Annotated in this window: 16 protein-coding genes; 4 read left to right on the top strand and 12 right to left on the bottom strand. The window is 60.7% G+C overall.

Going from position 1 to position 17479, the window contains the following annotated elements; translation table 11 throughout:
• Nucleotide 1: 1 nt before the first annotated feature.
• Nucleotides 2–1282 carry a multidrug effflux MFS transporter gene (locus ASC97_RS11850; protein ID WP_057468543.1) on the top strand — a complete coding sequence of 427 codons (1281 nt, stop codon included), beginning with the start codon at nucleotides 2–4 and terminating at the stop codon, nucleotides 1280–1282.
• A gap of 38 nt (nucleotides 1283–1320) precedes the next feature.
• Here the strand turns inward: ASC97_RS11850 and ASC97_RS11845 are convergent, their stop codons facing one another.
• From ASC97_RS11845 to ASC97_RS11795, 11 genes are all read right to left on the bottom strand, one after another.
• Entirely contained in the window at nucleotides 1321–2145 is an 825-nt protein-coding gene (locus tag ASC97_RS11845; protein ID WP_057468542.1) for an inositol monophosphatase family protein, read from the bottom strand.
• Between the two features lie 30 nt (nucleotides 2146–2175).
• A complete protein-coding gene (ttcA, locus tag ASC97_RS11840; RefSeq protein WP_057468541.1) occupies nucleotides 2176–3060 on the bottom strand; it encodes a tRNA 2-thiocytidine(32) synthetase TtcA in 885 nt (294 codons plus the stop codon).
• 59 nt (nucleotides 3061–3119) lie between these two features.
• Complete coding sequence (locus tag ASC97_RS11835) at nucleotides 3120–4049, bottom strand: glutaminase (RefSeq protein WP_057468540.1); 930 nt, start codon at nucleotides 4047–4049, stop codon at nucleotides 3120–3122.
• Between the two features lie 168 nt (nucleotides 4050–4217).
• Entirely contained in the window at nucleotides 4218–4835 is a 618-nt protein-coding gene (gene rpsD, locus ASC97_RS11830; protein ID WP_037061313.1) for a 30S ribosomal protein S4, read from the bottom strand.
• Between the two features lie 254 nt (nucleotides 4836–5089).
• A complete protein-coding gene (gene phoA / locus ASC97_RS11825) occupies nucleotides 5090–6547 on the bottom strand; it encodes an alkaline phosphatase (protein WP_057468539.1) in 1458 nt (485 codons plus the stop codon).
• Nucleotides 6548–6722: 175 nt separating this feature from the next.
• Complete coding sequence (locus ASC97_RS11820) at nucleotides 6723–8237, bottom strand: ATP-binding protein (RefSeq protein WP_057468538.1); 1515 nt, start codon at nucleotides 8235–8237, stop codon at nucleotides 6723–6725.
• A gap of 109 nt (nucleotides 8238–8346) precedes the next feature.
• A complete protein-coding gene (locus ASC97_RS11815) occupies nucleotides 8347–9528 on the bottom strand; it encodes an MFS transporter (protein ID WP_057468537.1) in 1182 nt (393 codons plus the stop codon).
• A gap of 148 nt (nucleotides 9529–9676) precedes the next feature.
• Nucleotides 9677–10480, bottom strand: coding sequence for a glutamate racemase (gene murI, locus ASC97_RS11810; RefSeq protein ID WP_057468536.1), 804 nt, complete (start codon nucleotides 10478–10480; stop codon nucleotides 9677–9679).
• Entirely contained in the window at nucleotides 10461–11291 is an 831-nt protein-coding gene (locus ASC97_RS11805; protein ID WP_057468535.1) for an RNA methyltransferase, read from the bottom strand. Before ASC97_RS11805 ends, murI begins: the two co-directional genes overlap by 20 nt.
• Nucleotides 11292–11350: 59 nt before the next feature.
• Nucleotides 11351–13321, bottom strand: coding sequence for an FUSC family protein (locus ASC97_RS11800; RefSeq protein ID WP_057468534.1), 1971 nt, complete (start codon nucleotides 13319–13321; stop codon nucleotides 11351–11353).
• An 87-nt stretch (nucleotides 13322–13408) separates the two neighbouring features.
• A complete protein-coding gene (locus tag ASC97_RS11795; RefSeq protein ID WP_057469328.1) occupies nucleotides 13409–13939 on the bottom strand; it encodes a hypothetical protein in 531 nt (176 codons plus the stop codon).
• 185 nt (nucleotides 13940–14124) lie between these two features.
• Between ASC97_RS11795 and ASC97_RS11790 the strand changes: the two genes are divergently transcribed.
• The 3 genes from ASC97_RS11790 (at nucleotide 14125) to ASC97_RS11780 (ending at nucleotide 16606) form a co-directional block, all read left to right on the top strand.
• Nucleotides 14125–15336, top strand: a complete 1212-nt coding sequence (locus ASC97_RS11790) for an NADP-dependent isocitrate dehydrogenase (protein ID WP_057468533.1) — start codon at nucleotides 14125–14127, stop codon at nucleotides 15334–15336.
• An 82-nt stretch (nucleotides 15337–15418) separates the two neighbouring features.
• Nucleotides 15419–15865, top strand: a complete 447-nt coding sequence (locus ASC97_RS11785; RefSeq protein WP_057468532.1) for a GNAT family N-acetyltransferase — start codon at nucleotides 15419–15421, stop codon at nucleotides 15863–15865.
• A 111-nt stretch (nucleotides 15866–15976) separates the two neighbouring features.
• The gene (locus ASC97_RS11780; RefSeq protein ID WP_057468531.1) at nucleotides 15977–16606 is read left to right on the top strand and encodes a glutathione S-transferase family protein; all 630 of its coding nucleotides are present in this window, start codon (nucleotides 15977–15979) and stop codon (nucleotides 16604–16606) included.
• Between the two features lie 3 nt (nucleotides 16607–16609).
• On the opposite strand, the gene ASC97_RS11775 is transcribed toward ASC97_RS11780, so the two are convergent.
• Nucleotides 16610–17461, bottom strand: a complete 852-nt coding sequence (locus tag ASC97_RS11775) for an AraC family transcriptional regulator (RefSeq protein WP_057468530.1) — start codon at nucleotides 17459–17461, stop codon at nucleotides 16610–16612.
• Between the last annotated feature and the right edge of the window lie 18 nt (nucleotides 17462–17479).

Here is a 17479-nt window from a genome sequence, read left to right as displayed (position 1 = left end):
TATGACGCCGCCACATAAACTTCACACCGAAAATCAGGGGTCGCGCCGTATCGGCATGGGCTTCATCGAATTCGTCGTGACGATCGCGATCATGACGGCGAGCGTCGCAATGGCGATCGACAGCATGTTGCCTTCCCTCCCGGCTATCGGCCATTCGCTGGGCGTCGTGAATGCCAATGACACCCAGCTCGTGATCGCTGTCTTCTTCCTCGGATTCGGCGTGTCTCAGATCATCTTCGGCAGTCTGTCCGATACATTTGGTCGCCGAAACATTCTGCTCGGCGGTCTCGCCGTCTACGTCCTCGCCATGTTTGCGGCAGCTGCGACCCGCAGCTTCGAAATGCTCCTCATCATGCGATTCGTTCAGGGCCTCGGCGGCGCCGCCGTGCGCATCACCACCATGGCAATCGTGCGCGATTGCTTCGGCGGACGCGAGATGGCGCGCGTGATGTCCTACGTCATGATCGTCTTCATGATCGTGCCGATCGTTGCCCCATCTGTCGGCCAGCTGATCATCACCTATGCCAATTGGCATTGGATATTCATTCTGCTGGGCGTCGTCGGCGCCATACTCTTCGTGTGGGCTCTGCTGCGTCTCAAGGAATCGCTGCCGCCGGAAGAACGAATGCCGCTCTCCGCCGCCTCTGTAGTCGATGGCTTCAAGACGGTTCTGACCAACAAGATCACCTGCGGCTACATGATCGGCCTGACGATGTTCACGGCGGTCATCAGTGCCTACGTCATCTCCGTCCAGCAGGTTTTCGGTGAAGTCTATGGACTCGGCGACTGGCTGCCGATCGCCTTCGCGGCAACGGCGGGCGGTATCGCAGTTGCAAACTTCGCGAACGGTTTTTTCGTGCGCAAGTTCGGCATGCGCCGCATCTCCCACGTCGCCATGATCCTGTTCACGATTGTTTCTGCGATCGGCTATGTAACAGCGCTGGGCGGCAAACCTGACTTCGCCTTTGCCTACGCGCTGTTCACCGTCCTGCTGATGATGTTCGCCGTCATCGCCACCAACTTCACGGCCATCAGCCTCGAACCAATGGGCAACCTGGCCGGCACGGCGACGGCGATCACCGGATTCGTTTCGACGACCTTCGGCGCCATCCTGGGGGGCGGCGTCGGCCAGCTCTTCAACGGCACGGTGCAGCCCTTGTTTGGCGGATTCGCCCTCTTCGGTGCCATCAGCATCGCTGCCACGCTGTGGGCTGAAGGCGGCAAGCTCTTCACGCACCCCGGCGACGATCCGAAGCTCGATCCGGGTGCAGGTCACTTCTGAATACAAAAAAGCCCGCCAACTCGGCGGGCTTAGCCTCCTCAGACCGTGAAAACCTCACGGCGCAGCAGCTCCCAGCTCTCCTTGTCAGGCGCGATCAGCAATCCGCCGTCGAGATGATGCGGCAGATAGGCAGAACCGTCGAAGCGGGCGGCATAGCCACCGGCTTCCTGGGATATCAACGTACCGCCAAGGTGATCCCAAGGCATCAACTTGTTGTACATGAGGTAGTGCACATGCCCGCCTGCGAACGACCGGTACTCGTGCGCCGCACAGCGATAGTTCGAGAGAAAACGCACCTTGGCCAGGTTTGCCAGGATCTCAGCGCGCTTGTTCAGCGGTAGAAATCCGGTCGAAGCCATCCCGACCATCTGCCCGAGTTCAACCGGCCGCGCCACCGAAAGCCGCTCTGCGTCACCGTCAGGCCGCCGAAGCCATGTGCCGCCACCCTTTTCGGCGATCACCCAGTCATCGCCCATCGGATCGTAGATGATGCCGGCAATCGTCTCGCCCTTCGCCACGATTGAGGCCATGACGCCAAACGCGGGGATGCCGGATGCGAAGTTGAAAGTACCGTCGACGGGATCCACCACCACGGCAAGGTCCGCGCCCTCGAGCATTCCGAGCAGGGCCGGGTCGGCCGCCACCGATTCCTCCCCGATAAAGGCGGCGGTTGGCCAAAGCTGGGCGACCTCCGCCTTGATCATCCGCTCCGCCTGCAGATCCGCTTCTGTCACCAGATCCGTAGCCTCGCTCTTGGCGCGCACGTCGTTGCTGCCAAGCCGGCGGAATCGCGGCAATATCTCCGCCTTCGCCGCACGCCTCAGAAGATCGGCAAGCGTCGTTACATCTATCGTGGGAACCATGGGATGTCCTTCTATGCGCGTGAGCGCTGGTTACTCACTCTTCGGCGTCGGTTCCCCGGCCATCAGGGCCGCGAAATCGAAAAGCTTTGGGTCGAGCAGGTGTGAGGGGTTCACGTGGGCCAACGCCCGGAGCATCGTATCCTTGCGACCAGGCATGCGTCGCTCGATGTCGGCGAGCATGTCTTTCATCGCGTTGCGCTGAAGGCCGTCCTGTGAGCCGCACAGATCGCAGGGAATGATCGGAAACTGCATGGCGGCCGCGAACTTCGCCATATCGTCCTCTGCACAATAAGCAAGCGGACGCAGCACCATCAGGTTGCCTTCGTCGTTCAGGAGTTTCGCGGGCATCGACGCCAGTCGCCCGCCGTGGAAGAAATTCATGAAGAAGGTTTCAAGGATATCTTCGCGGTGATGTCCAAGCACCAGCGCATCGCAGCCTTCTTCCCGCGCGATACGATAAAGGTTGCCGCGCCTGAGCCGCGAACAGAGCGAGCAATAAGTCCCACCCGCTGGCACTTTCTCCTTCACGATCGAATAGGTATCGCGGTATTCGATCCGGTGCTTGACACCGACCCTGGTCAGGTAGTCAGGCAGCACGTGCTTGGGGAAATTCGGCTGCCCCTGGTCCAGGTTGCAGGCGATCAGCTCGACGGGCAGCAGTCCGCGCCATTGCAGATCGAGAAGCAGTGCAAGCAACCCATAGGAGTCCTTGCCCCCGGAAACGCCGATCAGCCAGCGCTTCTGTCCCTTGAGCATGGCAAAATCGTCAAAGGCCTGGCGAACCTGACGCAGCAGGCGCTTGCGCATCTTGTTGAACGAGACCGAACTCGGTGCATCGGCAAAAAGCGCATGCGCGATCCCACCCTGGCCATCCAGTGTTTCCAGCTCATCGGCAATGTCAGCGACGATGTTCATTTTCCCATCCAATCAGGGGTCAGACCTGCTCTAGCAGAAAGCGCCGGCCCAACCCAGCATCAATCACCGAAAACCGACCAACCTGTGCGAGCGGCCAGCATCTCCAGTGCCACAGCGCCAAGCTGGGAGTTTCCGACCTTGTTCAGGCCCGGAGACCAGACCGCGATCGATGCGATTCCAGGCGCGACGGCAAAAATTCCACCACCGACGCCGCTCTTGCCCGGCAGACCGACATGATAGGCGAAGTCGCCGGAACCGTCGTAATGGCCGCAGGTCAGCATCAGGGCATTGATACGCCGCGCCCGCTTGGGCGAGACCACGGAATGCCCGGTCACCGGGTTGCTCCCGCGCGCAGCCAGGAACAGCCCCGCCTTCGCAAGCTGCTCGCAGGTCATCGACAATGCGCATTGGTGAAAATAGACGCCCAGCACATGATCTACGGGGTGGTCGAGATTACGATAGGCGCGCATGAAATTCGCGAGCGCGAAATTCCGAAACCCGGTCTGCGTCTCCGATCTTGCAACCTTTTCGTCGATGGTAACCGACTCGTCGTCTGCCAGGTAGCGCACGAACCGCAACAGCTCCCCGATAGCCTCGCGAGGCGCGTGCCCGGCCATGACGACATCCGCAACGGCGATCGCCCCCGCATTGATGAACGGATTGCGGGGAATCCCCGCCTCATGCTCGAGTTGTACGATCGAATTGAACGCGGAACCGGATGGTTCGCGACCGACCCGCTTCCATAATCCCTCGCCGACCTTGCCAAGCGCCAACGTCAGCATGAACACCTTGGAAACGCTCTGGATGGAAAATGGAACATCCGCACGGCCTACCGTGTAGACCTTGCCATCGACGGTGACCACCGCCAGCCCGAACTGCATCGGGTCGATCTTGGCGAGCTCGGGAATATAGTCCGCCACCTTGCCCTCGCCGAGCCTCGGCAGGAGTTCGGTGTAAATGCCGTCGAGGACTGCCTGCAAATCCGTCATCGTCTCTCTCCAGATAACAAAAAAGCCGCCCCGAGAGGCGGCTTTTCCGTATGCGAAAACGCCTCGCGCTCTACTGCGCCAAGCGTCGAAGACGCGTAAAGGACGCAGCAGCTCTTTGGAGACGCATAGGCCTTTCGGCAATCGAATTTCGATTGCCGAAGCTATGCGTTAACGCGAATAGAATTCGACCACCAGATGCGGTTCCATGACAACAGCGTACGGTACGTCGCTGAGAGCCGGTACACGAGCGAAAGTAGCAACCATCTTGTTGTGGTCGACTTCGATGTACTCGGGAACATCGCGTTCAGCCAGGCCAACGGATTCGAGAACCGAAACGAGCTGCTTCGACTTCTGACGAACTTCGATCACGTCGCCGGCCTTGCAACGGTAAGAACCGATGTTGACGCGGACGCCGTTCACAGTCACGTGGCCGTGGTTTACGAACTGGCGGGCAGCGAAAACGGTCGGAACGAACTTTGCGCGGTAAACGATCGCGTCCAGGCGGGATTCCAGAAGACCGATGAGGTTTTCCGAAGTGTCGCCCTTGCGGCGGTCGGCTTCAGCGAAGATCGCACGGAACTGCTTCTCGCGCAGGTCACCATAGTAACCCTTGAGCTTCTGCTTGGCGCGCAGCTGCACACCGAAGTCAGAAAGCTTGCCCTTGCGGCGCTGACCGTGCTGGCCCGGGCCGTATTCGCGGCGGTTCACCGGGGACTTAGGACGACCCCAGATGTTCTCGCCCATACGGCGGTCAATTTTGTACTTGGACGATTCGCGCTTGCTCATCGTATTTCCTTTCAGAATGTTACGGCGACTTGTTACCAAATCGCTCGAAGGAAACACGCCCTCCTTTGGCCCCTTTGGGAGGCCCGACAGGATTTTCCAGTTACGCCAACTGGAAAGATCCACGGGACATGTCAAATGAAACACGGGACATTGCTGCCCCGTGCTGGCGCGGTCTTTATGGGGAAGTGGGTTGAATGTCAATGACAATCCATCCCGGCGCGCCCGTGTTCCGCGCATTTCTGGATGCCGTTGGACTACTTCATGCCGATGGTTTCAGTCTTTAAGCCAAGTGCGTCGCTGATCGTGTAGAACAGGTCGGTCTGATCGGTCAGGCCGGTCACATTGGCAGCCCGCGGACCGTAGGCGGCAATTCGCAACTGGGAACCGGTGTGGCCCTGGTCGCCCTCTTCCTCGGAGTTGCCATAGCTCACTGCCATCACGGCGCCGTCCTTCGTCATCAACGCTTCCGTCAAGCCCGGTGCCTTGGCATCCGGATAGATGATCTGGCTTGAATGGGCGTGGTCGGCAGTGACGATGACCAGCGTATCGCCTTTTTCGCGGGCGAACTTCAACGCTTCCTGGACCGCCTCGTCGAGATCGACCGTCTCGCCGATCTGGCCGCAGGGATTGGCCGCGTGATCCTGCTTGTCGATCGATGCGCCCTCTACCTGCAGGAAGAAGCCTTTGTCGTTGCCGCGCAGAAGTTCGATTGCCTTCGCAGTCATCTGCGCCAGGGTCGGGGTCGCAGCCGTGCGCTTGTCGTTGACCTTGCAGACGACCGGTTCCTTGTCGACATTGCCGTGATAGCTGGCTTGCGGACCTTCCCAGCGCACCGGCATATTGCCGTCCGCGAATAGGCCGAGCAATGGCGCGCCGTCGTTCGCCTCTTTCACGGCCTGCAGCCCATCAAGTGTCGAAACCATGACATAGCCACGTTCTTCCGCTTGCTGGCGAAGCGTCTTGCCCTTCCAGTCTCCGGCCTTGGCTGTTTCACCAAAGCTCTTCGCGCCGCCGCCGAGCGTCACGTCGGCCCGCGCATTGAGCAGTTGTTCGGAAATCGAACCCCTACCGCCATTCTCGAGGGCGTTGGATGCGCACTTCTCGGAGGTCGATTCCGGGCCGTAGCACTTGCGATTGGTAACGTGAGCGATCTGCACGGCAGGCGTCGCGTCCTGGAGTTCGGCGGTCGAGACATTGCCCGTACCGAGACCGGCCGCCTTGGCTTTCTCGAGCAGGGTTTCATGCGGAGTCTCGTGAATATCGACACCGATAGCGCCGTTGTAGCTCTTGACACCGGAGGCCCAAGCCGTTCCCGACGCGGCCGAATCCGTCACATAGTTCGGTTTGCCCGTCGTCTTGTCGAGCGAGTAGTGCGTATACTGGCCCGTTACCGGCAGGGCATCGATACCCGGGAAATACTGGCCGGCGCCGACGGCATAGTTACGCGCGATGGTGATTTCCGAATCGCCCATGCCATCGCCGATCAACAGGATCACGTTCTTCGGCCGACCATCGACGATTGCCGCACGGAATGCTTCCGTCAGATCCCCGGACAGGCGGCGGGCGCCGCCCGGCACGCTCAGGTCCGCGCTTGCGCCACGCTCAAGAAGCTTTCCAGTTGCATCGCCGGCATAGCCGGGTTGAACGGTGACGGTGGCGAGCAAGGCTACGGCGAGCGCCTGTGACACATGGTGACGAACTCTGTTTCGCATGGCTGACATCTCCTTTGACAAAGCGTGCGACCCCAAAAGGGCACGCGCGCCTTATCTCGCGGCAAGATGAAACGCATGTGACAAAAGCAACCAATTCGTGTGCTCCTGCAACCTGCATCGAAGGTGCAAACGGACGTCTGCCCACCCGCCTCCAAATATAGGGAATTGGATCCGATTATTCAGCGGCTGACCGCAGTTCGTCATTGTCAGGTGCGTTGGCATCGCCAGGTGCCGTCTGACAGTTCATATCGGGAAAGGCAACGATGCGCTTGCCCGAAAAGTCGGTGTGCACGACGACAGTGCCCTGCTCCTCGAAATACCCGAGCAGACGTCTGGCCCGCCTCGCCGAATGCGTTCCGTAGGCACGCGCGATCCGGGCGTCCGATGGGCATGCTTCGCCGCAGATCGCGGCCTTTGCCAGGATCAGGAAAACCCCCTGGAGATCGTCGGTCACCCCTGTCGAAAGCGCCAGTGCTGTGGCCCACGCGTCGGTCTCCGCGGTCACCGCGTCGACGCCTGACCTTGAAATGGCGACTCTCCGACGAAAAGCCGGCAACGACATCGGCGGTCCCTGGACACGGCGCATGCGCAGGCGAACGAGGAATTCCTGATAGAGAACCGAATCTGTGCGGAAACCGGAGCCTGGATCATCGAGAATTTCACTGAGAACCGCCGAAAGCCGTTCTTCGCGATCCTCGGCGGACATCTCCGGCTGACTCGTTCGCACTTCGGCAGGCTGCGTCGCCGCCGGCGGCGTCGAGCGGGCAAGTTCAGCGAGTATATCCGTGGTCGGCCTCGGCGCCGGTGGAGCGCGTCGCACCAGGGGCCGCTGGAGTTCCTCGGGATCCGGCGTGAAGATCAGGTCCTCGACGTCATTGGGTGAATCCGGCAACGGCATCAGCTTCGGGCTCGACGAGCGTGCCGATGTCTCGACCGTGCCGATCTGGATCGGCAGCGGCCGACGAGACAGAGCCGGGCCGAGCGCCACGAAATTGCCGCGCTTCAGATCCCGGAACATTTCGGCCTGCCGGCGGTCCATGCCGAGGAGGTCGGCCGCACGCGCCATGTCGATATCGAGGAAGGTGCGGCCCATCAGGAAGTTCGAAGCTTCAGCCGCCACGTTCTTTGCAAGCTTTGCCAGACGTTGGGTGGCGATGACTCCCGCCAGTCCGCGCTTGCGGCCGCGGCACATGAGGTTCGTCATCGCGCCAAGGGACATCTTGCGAGCGTCCTCGGAGACATCGCCGCCAACCGAGGGCGCAAACATCTGCGCTTCGTCGACCACGACAAGAACCGGATACCAATACTCGCGTTCGGCATCGAACATGCCGTTGAGGAACGCCGCCGCTGCACGCATCTGCTGCTCGACATCAAGGCCCTCGAGTGTCAGGACACAGGAAACGCGATGCTGGCGAATTCGATTGGCGATCCCGGCAAGCTCTGCCTCCGTGCGCTCGCCGTCGACCACGACATGGCCGAACTTGTCGCTGAGCGTGACGAAGTCGCCTTCGGGATCTATGATGACCTGCTGAACCCACTGGGCAGATTGCTCGAGCAGGCGACGAAGCAGATGCGACTTGCCCGAGCCGGAGTTGCCCTGCACAAGCAGGCGGGTCGCCAGAAGCTCCTCGATATCGAGCGTAGCCGGATTTCCCCCGGACCCCATTCCCATATCGATACCAACCTGCAAGTCCAATTCCCCTTACGAAAGCAACATCACCCTTTAGCAGATTCGCGGTGAGATGCTGCTGCCGATGAGCGAAACCCACAGCCAATCGCACAGCCAATCATGGAAGCGGTCAGGCCGCCTCATCCGCCAGAACGCCTGCCTCGCTCTCGCCCGTGCGCGGCGTCAACATCCTCGTAAATACGAGGCTGATGGTGAGCGGAACGAGCAGAATTGCCAACCCGGTCCGCAGTCCCCAGAACTCTCCGACGAAACCGATCACCGGCGGCCCGACAAGGAAACCTAGAAGCGCCATGAACGACAGGATGGCGACGCTCGCGGCAGCGGGCCTGTCCGTCAGACCCGCAGACGCGGTGACGGCAAGCGGAAAGCCGACGGAAACGCCGATCCCGATCGCACCGAAACCGATCAGTGCCACCAGGGTGCTTGGCGCAAACAACACGATCAACACACCGACCAGCGCGGCAGAGCCGCAGCCGCGCGCAATCGCGACCGCTCCAAACCGCGCCTTCATGGTGTCGCCGCCGAAGCGGCCCGCGGCCACAAGGCAAGCAAAAACGGAATAACCAAGGCCCGTGGCAGCACCGCCGGCGGAGAGAACCTCCTTCAGGTAGACAGCCGACCAGTCGGCAATTGCGCCCTCCGTCATGGTGATGCCGAACGTGAAGGCGCAGATCCCCAGCAATGCGAGGCTCGGCAGCTTGAAAGGGGCAACCGGCGCGGCTGCGGAACTCGCCGCTGCAGCGGCTTTGGCCTCGGCCGGCAGCTGCGCACTTATCGAAAGCGCCAACGGCAGCACAAGCAATGCGACCACGGGAATCGACCATTGCGCGGACACCTGAAGTGCCATGGCGCCCGCGCCGATCAGGCTGCCTGCCATGATGCCCAGGCTCCAGAAGCCATGGCAGCGGCTCATGATCACGAGGCCCGTCGTCTTCTCGGCGCGATCGGCCTCCACATTGAGGCCAAGCTCGAGGGTCGACAACGCGACGCCGACGATCATGAGCGCGACGAACAGCATTTCGATGCTTTCGGCGAAGACAGGCAGGGATACGACCGCGAGGAACGCAACAAAGCCATAGATGATCGTAGCCCGCCCGCCGATCCGGGATACGAAGCGACCGGCAAACGGCAGCGTGATCAAGATCCCTACCGGCATGCCGAGCAGTGCGATTGCGAGATCGGCAGGCCCAAGGCCAAGCTTTGCCTGAATATCGGGAATGCGCGGCAGCCAGCTTCCAAAAGCGATTGGCTGCAGGAAGAAAATCAACATAACAAGTCTTTGAAATGGCATGGAACATCCTCTTGTCGCGCCGGGGCGCGCCGAAGCGCGCCAGCGATTCCCCGTCGGCAACCTTGCGCGATCGGCTCGGCGAAATAAAGCGCTTGCAAAGCACTTACGCGGGAAAAGCCTCCCAAACGCGGGTCAGACTGCACGCCCTTCAGCGGGTGTTGAGACCGAATCCCTGCATCAGCCGTTTCGTCGGGAAATCCGGGTTGCCGGAGGTGAACAGGGCAAAGTCGAAATTGTCCGGATGAACGGCATCCGCGACATGTGGCACGAGGCTACGCGCCCGCCGGGCAATCGCCTCCGCTGGGTCGAGCCAATCGACCGGCCATGGCGCAAGCCGCCTGAACATATTCGCCATGAACGGATAATGGGTGCAGGCGAGCACGACGATATCGGTCTTTCGCCCATCCATCTCTACGAAGCACTGGTCGATCTCCGAGATCACGGCCTCGTCCGAAACCGGATCACCACGAATATAGGACTCCGCCATCCGGGCAAGATTTTCCGAGCCGACGAGGCGCACATGGCACTGCTGTGCAAACGACTGGATCAGATCGCGGGTATAAGCGCGCTTGACCGTCCCCGGCGTCGCCAGTACAGAAACCAGCCCGGAGCGGGTCCGTTCGGCGGCAGGCTTGATAGCCGGAACGGTGCCCACGAAAGTCATGCTCGGAAAGGCTGCCCGCAGATCGGCGCCAACGAGCGTGAAGGCGGTATTGCAGGCAATGATGCAGACTTCCGGATCATGGTCGCGCAACAGCCTGGCAAAGAGCTCGATCACCCTTTCCTTCAGCGCCTGCTCATCCCATCCCCCGTAGGGAAAGCCGGCATCGTCGGCGACATAGATGAAACCGCGCTCGGGCATAAGCACCCGCGCTTCGCGCAACACCGTCAGACCGCCAATCCCGGAATCGAAGACCAGGACGGGTTTAAGCTCATTCGCCGGTGCTGTCATCGTTCTGCCGTTCCTTGGCGTCTGCGGGGAAGCGACCGCCGCGCGGGTTCTTGCGCGAGAAGCGATCCAGGGAGGAAATGACGCCGCGCAGCACGCTGATTTCTTGCGCGGAGAAAGCGCGACGCGAGAGGACGGCTCTTAGATTGTCGATCATCTTTGGCTTTTTCCCGGCTGGGTGGAAATATCCGCGAGCGTCGAGCGCGTCTTCGAGCTGATCGAAGAGACCGAATAGTTGATCCTTCGTCGATTGCGTCTGCCCCATCGCCTGAAAAGGCACGGCGCCGACATCCTCCATTCCCGATTTCATCCACTCGTAGGACATCAGCAGCACCGCCTGCGCGATATTGAGCGATGCAAAGGCAGGATTGACCGGGAAAGTCACGATCTCGTCCGCCAGCGCCACCTCCTCATTCGTCAGTCCCCAGCGCTCGCGACCGAAGAGAATGCCCGTCCCCTCGCCTGCGCGGAAACGTGCGCGCAACGTCTCGGCTGCAACCACGGGCGAGCGCACCGGCTTGAATCCGTCGCGTTCGCGCGCCGTCGTGGCATAGACAAAGTTCAGGTCGGCCAAAGCCTGCTCGAGTGTATCGTAGACCTTGGTGCCTTCGATGACATGATCGGCCTTCGATGCGGCGGCCTGAGCCTTCTCGTTGGGCCATCCGTCGCGTGGGTTGACCAACCGCAATTCGGCAAGACCGAAATTCGCCATGGCACGCGCCACCATGCCGATGTTCTCGCCCATTTGCGGCTCGACCAGAATGATGACGGGGCCTTCCGTCAAAAGTTGCCGCTCGCTGTTCGTGCCTGCCATGAAGTCTGGATCCTTTTGCTATGCGCGGAAATACCCAAGACTGCCCGAAACGTAAAGGCTTATGCGTCGGCGTAAAGCCGGTCGAGCGTCGAACCTATCATTTCCGCGCCAAGGCGCGATCCGGCGCGCGACACCGGCAGATGCCGGCCGGTTGTCCCGGACGTCTTTCGGTTGACGAAGAAGCATTCGGACCGACGTTTCGCGGCGGCGGCGGCCCGCGCGAGGTCCGCCTCGATCAGCTGCCGGGCGTCCGGATCCTTGCCCGACGGATCGTGGTTCTTCGCCATGATGCGTGCCCAATAGGTAGCGGCCAGAAAGATCGCCAGCGTCTGCCGGATATGTCCCGGCCTGGTGACAACGGACCACGTTGACCCTAACGGTCGTGCTGCCGCCGTGAGGTCCCGATAAGCCGCATCGAGTTTTTGCGACAGCGCGATCAGCGCATTCCTCGTTTCGCAACCGGCGACAGCTGTCAGCAGGTCGTCCAAATCCGCAAACCATTTCTGAACCGCCACATCGAGTGCGCCGCGCGTGCGCGCCGGGAAGACTAGGAAGGCGACAAGCGTCCCGGCTGCCGCTCCGAGCGCGGTCTCCTCGATACGCAGCAGCAACAGGTCGACGGTCAGCGAGCCGATCATGCCGTAGACCAGGCACAGCGCGATCGATACGAAGAAGGTCATCGTCGCATAGGAAGTCTGCAGGAAATAGAAGGCCAGGAAGATCGACAGCCCCGTCACCGCCAGGGCCGCGGCCATCTGACCGCTGAGCAAAGTTGCAAGCACCAGACCGATTGCGATGCCGAAAAGCGTCCCGATCGAGCGCTGCAGGGCTTTCATCGCGGTGTCTCCGCGCGAATTCGTGTTGGTGAAGACCAGGAAGGACGCCAGCACCGCCCAGAACCATCGCTCGCGCGAGAGCGCCAGGCCGAGCGTCATCGCGAGAGCTGACGCAAGGGTAATCTGGAGCGCTGAGCGGATCAGGGGATTGCGCAGTGAGAAATCGAGCTTTTCAGGCTGCGCCGGAACTTCGGCCACCGCGGCAATCTCGCCAAAGCCGGTCTCGTATCCCTGGATTATCGTGTTGGCGAGCTGGGCTCGCGCCTCGCCGAGACGAACAAGCGCTTGCAAGGTTTCCCGCTGCTGATCATCGGCAGGCGCTTCATCCGGCAGCTCGATTGGCTTACCTTCGATCGTCGCATGCACCGACCTGAACGACGGTAGCCTTTGAGAGCAAAGCACAATCGCGCTCTCGGCGGCAAGGTGCACATCGAAGAGCCGGATCGCAAGCTCACCGGCCGGTTCCGTTCCTGCGTCGAGTACACCGCTTGGCGGCCGCGGAATGAAGCTTTCCGCCATCAGCACCACTTCCTTCAGCCGCTCCTCGAGTTGATTGAGTTCCTGGCGGTCGGCTTCCGATACGTGGCCGTCCACCGCCAGCGCCGCGATCTTGAAAAGAATTTGGTTGATGCGGCCGCGCACACTTTCGAGTGAGCGAAGAAGATCGCGACGCCAGTCGTCCGGAAGCACCACCGAGCGGACCGCATGCCCGATCAGGGCCGACACGACGGGACCTATCGCGACCAGCGGAAGTTCCGCCATCGTTGGCCGGAAGTAGGCGCCCATGAAATAGGACGTAAAGGCAAACATGCCGATGGCATGCCCTCTCGCGCCGAATACCCGCGCTGAGGCGGCGAGAAAGATTATGAGGAGAAACACACAGTCTGAAATGTATCTGTGCGCCTCCAGGCCTGCGGCGAGACCGACCACGGCAATGCTCGCGGCACAACCGAGGAGCCGCGTGACCAGCTGCGGCGTATCGCCCTTGTCACGCACCGCGACGCCGCCTTCGATGGATAGCACGATGCCGAGGCCGAATGACGCCGTCGGAAGGGGGAACAGCAGGTAGTGAATCGCGAGAAGTGCCGCAAACGACAGCACGATCGTCAATGTGACGCGCGACGCCATGCGTAAGCGCGACAGCGCCGGATCGTTGGCAAGCAGCCAATCTCGGAAGTCAAAACCGGAAAACAAGCAGTCAGGCCCCCAGCAGAGGATTGGCGTCTCACACCTACCGCTCACATACCGTTGCCGGTTTCAAAATCAAATCAATCTTGTCTGTCACTCACCCTTGGCGATCTGCACCATCGTGTTCTTGAGCGAATTCGGTGGCTGGCCCGGATCTCCCTGAGTGATGACGTCGTCGATGACGGGCTTGCCGCCCTCGTCGATCACCTGGAAGCGCACCGTCGTCACCGCCTGCTTGTCCGACCCGTCGTCCATGCACGTCGCCTTCTTGAACGTCACGACCACTTCGGTCGCGCCGTTGGCCGCCGGCTTGGGTGTATAGGCAAGATCTTGCAGGGGGCAGGCATCCTCGCCGTTGACGATAACGTCGTAGTCGAAAGGAGAGATTCCGTCTTCGTCGGCTGCGGGATTCTGGACGGCGGCCTGGTACTTCGTGACGAAATCCTTGCTGTAGAGACGCGTCAGCCGGCTCGCGTCGAAGATGTCGATCCAATCGGCATCCGTGCCCGACCAATTCTTGATGGTGGCGTCCATGATCTCCTTGACCGGCGCCGTCGTGTCGGCAGCGAGCACAGGAGCGTTCAGTCCAAGAACGACTGCGAAAACGAGTGAGATCTTCTTCATGATGAATGTCCAGGCAGTGGTTTCGCGCCGGAGACTACCCATTTTCGTCCGCTTGGCAATGCCCTCAAAAAGCGCGATCCGGGCTGCTTCCGGCTTTGCACTCCGGGCTCACAATGCTATAGCGCTCGGGATTTTATATAACCCACCCGGGACATCAGTCCTTTATAATCTAACGAGGCAGATACATGAAGAAGATCAAGGTCGCAAATCCCGTCGCCGATCTCGACGGCGATGAAATGACTCGCATCATTTGGCAGCTCATCAAGGATAAGCTGATCCATCCGTATCTCGACCTCGACATCGACTATTTCGACCTCTCCGTTGAAAATCGCGACGCCACCAACGACCAGGTAACGATCGACGCCGCCAACGCAATCAAGAAGCACGGCGTCGGCATTAAGTGCGCGACGATCACGCCCGACGAAGACCGCGTCAAGGAATTCAACCTCAAGCAGATGTGGAAGAGCCCGAACGGCACGATCCGCAACATCCTCGGTGGCGTTATCTTCCGCGAGCCTATCATCTGCCAGAACGTTCCGCGTCTGGTTCCCGGCTGGACCAAGCCGATCGTCGTCGGCCGTCACGCCTTCGGCGACCAGTATCGCGCCACCGATTTCAAGTTCCCCGGCAAGGGCAAGCTGACGATCAAGTTCGTCGGCGAGGACGGCCAGGTAATCGAAAGAGAAGTCTTCGACGCACCGGGCGCCGGTGTTGCCATGGCCATGTACAACCTCGACGAGTCGATCCGCGAATTCGCCCGCGCGTCGATGATGTACGGCCTGATGCGCAAGTGGCCGGTCTACCTGTCGACCAAGAACACCATCCTCAAGGCCTACGACGGTCGCTTCAAGGATATCTTCGAAGAGGTCTACCAGACCGAATTCAAGGATCAGTTCAAGGAAGTCGGCATCACCTACGAGCACCGCCTGATCGACGACATGGTCGCGTCCGCGCTCAAGTGGTCCGGCGGCTACGTCTGGGCGTGCAAGAATTACGACGGCGACGTGCAGTCCGATACCGTCGCACAGGGCTTCGGTTCGCTCGGCCTGATGACCTCGGTCCTCTTGACGCCGGATGGCAAGACGGTCGAGGCCGAAGCGGCACACGGCACGGTCACTCGTCACTACCGCCAGCACCAGAAGGGCCAGGAAACCTCGACGAACTCGATCGCCTCGATCTTCGCCTGGACCCGTGGCCTCGCGCACCGTGCCAAGCTCGACGACAACACCGAGCTCGCGAAGTTCGCCGCGACGCTCGAGAAGGTCTGCGTCGACACCGTCGAGTCCGGCTTCATGACCAAGGATCTGGCGCTGCTCATCGGCCCGGATCAGCCTTGGCTCTCCACCACTGCCTTCCTCGACAAGATCGACGAGAATCTTCAGAAGGCAATGGCATAAGCCATCGACGATATGCAAACGTGGCGGCGGGGATTTTCCCCGCCGTTTTCATTTTCAGCAACACGTTGGGGAAACACCGGAAATGACCATTGAGATTCGCGCGCTGCAGCCATCCGATCGGGCCGCCTGGGAACCGCTCTGGGTCGGCTACCAGCGCTTCTACGAAGTCGTCATTCCGCCGGAGACGACCGACCTCACCTGGAGCCGCTTCCACGATGCCTCGGAAGAGATGTACGCGCTGGGCGCATTCGATGGCGACGACCGACTGGTCGGCATAGTCCACGCGATTTTCCATCGCTCCTGCTGGCTTCCAAAATGGACCTGCTATCTGCAGGATCTCTTTGTCGACGATACGCAGCGGGGCCTCGGAATGGGTGCGGCGCTGATCGACGCAGTCGCCGACCTTGCCCGCGAAAATGGCGCGGGCCGCCTCTACTGGATGACCCACGAAACAAACGCAACCGCACGAAGACTTTACGACAGGATCGCCGAGCGCTCCGGCTTCATCCAATACCGCAAGGCATTGTGAGATGACGAGCATTTCCTGAATACTGCACTACCTTATCCTCGCTCGCCACCATGCAAGACCAGTGCAGGTGCTCGCGAACGGTTGAGCGGGACCAGGAACAAGGAGGAGAGAATGGCAGACGAACTGATTTTCTACACCAACCCCATGTCGCGTGGACGTATCGCCCGCTGGATGTTGGAGGAAACCGGCGTCCCCTATACGATGAAGGTCCTGACCTTCGACGGAACCATCAAGGCGCCGGAATACCTGGCAGTGAACCCGATGGGCAAGGTGCCCGCCATCCGGCACGGCAAGACGGTCGTGACGGAGTGCGCTGCCATCTGCGCGTACCTCGCTGAAACCTTCCCCGACGCCGGGCTCGCGCCGCGACCCGATGAACGCGGCAGCTACTATCGCTGGATGTTTTTCACCGCAGGCCCCCTGGAGGCTGCCGTTACGAACCGCGCGCTCGGCTTCCAGACGCCGCCCGACAAAAGTCGGATGGCGGGATATGGCAGCTATGCCGATGTAATGAACACGCTGGAAAGGGCCGTGAGCGCCTCACCCTATATTGCCGGCAACCGCTTCACGGCCGCCGATGTCTATGTCGGCTCCCACATCGGCTGGGGCCTGGGCTTCGGCACCATCGAGAAGCGCCAGGCCTTCATGGATTATCTCGGCCGCGTCACCGACCGCGCCGGCTATATCCGTGCGGCCGCAGTCGACGACGAGGCCATGAAGACGTTGCAGAAGAGCGCTTGAGGCTCAGATGAGCGGCATGTGAATGTCGGTGAGAAGCTCGGTCGGCGGTACCTCGCGCGGATTGTTGAGATACTCCTCGAACATCACGCTGTCGCGCAGCTGCCGGCCGGACTTTGGAAGCCATTCCCCATAGAGCCACCGATAGGACTTGTGCATGTCGGCATATGGCCCTTTGTGGCGCAGCACGGCATATTCGCCGCCATCGAGCGCTCGCCGTTCCAGAGGCGGCTCCGCGACGATCGCGCTGTCGCTGTTGACACAGGCGATCGAACGCAGTTTCTCTTCCGGCACGATATCGGGATCGTCGAGATAGACGCCGATCATTCGCATGCCGGGCCTTGCCAGTCCACGCGCATGAAGCGTGCCGAACAGGGTCTCGAACGCCCTGTCGATCTGCATGTAGGAGCCGGTATGCGCAACGCCGATCAGTTGGACCGGCTCGATCTTCCGTAAGGTAATGTCGAACATCGCTTGTGTCTTTCCGTTAGGTGAGGCTTCGAAGGCTGCATGGCTTCCCTCTTTCCGGTAACGCGCCGGAGGCATGCCGTAGACCGACTTGAAGATGCGGTTGAAGGACTGGACGTTGGGATAGCCCGATCGCTTGGCAATCTCGCGGACATCGAGACCCGTGCCGACGATATCGCCCGCCGCACGATGGAGACGCAGCCGCTTGACGGTGGCCGCAAGCGTTTCTCCATGGATCGCACGATAGATCCTGTGCCAGTGATAGCTCGACATGCAGGCAATCTCGGCAAGCTTCTCCATATCGAGCTCTTCGTCGAGATGATCGTGGATATAGGCTGAAACCCGCCTCAGACGGTTTTCGTAAAGCGCCCATGCCGTATCGACAGTCATGTCAGAACCTCATGCAAA

The sequence above is a fragment of the Rhizobium sp. Root1203 genome (assembly GCF_001424945.1).
Taxonomy (GTDB): Bacteria; Pseudomonadota; Alphaproteobacteria; order Rhizobiales; family Rhizobiaceae; genus Rhizobium.
Note: the sequence above shows the minus strand (reverse complement) of the source record. Positions and strands in the feature narration are given on the sequence as shown.

Bases quoted from the DNA above. Each gene is read 5' to 3' on its own strand.
- phoA (WP_057468539.1), bottom strand. From the start codon at position 6,547: ATGCGAAACAGAGTTCGTCACCATGTGTCACAGGCGCTCGCCGTAGCC.
- ASC97_RS11795 (WP_057469328.1), bottom strand. From the start codon at position 13,939: ATGAAGAAGATCTCACTCGTTTTCGCAGTCGTTCTTGGACTGAACGCT.
- ASC97_RS11775 (WP_057468530.1), bottom strand. From the start codon at position 17,461: ATGACTGTCGATACGGCATGGGCGCTTTACGAAAACCGTCTGAGGCGG.
- rpsD (WP_037061313.1), bottom strand. From the start codon at position 4,835: ATGAGCAAGCGCGAATCGTCCAAGTACAAAATTGACCGCCGTATGGGC.
- ASC97_RS11780 (WP_057468531.1), top strand. From the start codon at position 15,977: ATGGCAGACGAACTGATTTTCTACACCAACCCCATGTCGCGTGGACGT.
- ASC97_RS11790 (WP_057468533.1), top strand. From the start codon at position 14,125: ATGAAGAAGATCAAGGTCGCAAATCCCGTCGCCGATCTCGACGGCGAT.
- ASC97_RS11850 (WP_057468543.1), top strand. From the start codon at position 2: ATGACGCCGCCACATAAACTTCACACCGAAAATCAGGGGTCGCGCCGT.
- ASC97_RS11815 (WP_057468537.1), bottom strand. From the start codon at position 9,528: ATGCCATTTCAAAGACTTGTTATGTTGATTTTCTTCCTGCAGCCAATC.
- ttcA (WP_057468541.1), bottom strand. From the start codon at position 3,060: ATGAACATCGTCGCTGACATTGCCGATGAGCTGGAAACACTGGATGGC.
- ASC97_RS11785 (WP_057468532.1), top strand. From the start codon at position 15,419: ATGACCATTGAGATTCGCGCGCTGCAGCCATCCGATCGGGCCGCCTGG.
- ASC97_RS11835 (WP_057468540.1), bottom strand. From the start codon at position 4,049: ATGACGGATTTGCAGGCAGTCCTCGACGGCATTTACACCGAACTCCTG.
- ASC97_RS11805 (WP_057468535.1), bottom strand. From the start codon at position 11,291: ATGGCAGGCACGAACAGCGAGCGGCAACTTTTGACGGAAGGCCCCGTC.
- murI (WP_057468536.1), bottom strand. From the start codon at position 10,480: ATGACAGCACCGGCGAATGAGCTTAAACCCGTCCTGGTCTTCGATTCC.
- ASC97_RS11845 (WP_057468542.1), bottom strand. From the start codon at position 2,145: ATGGTTCCCACGATAGATGTAACGACGCTTGCCGATCTTCTGAGGCGT.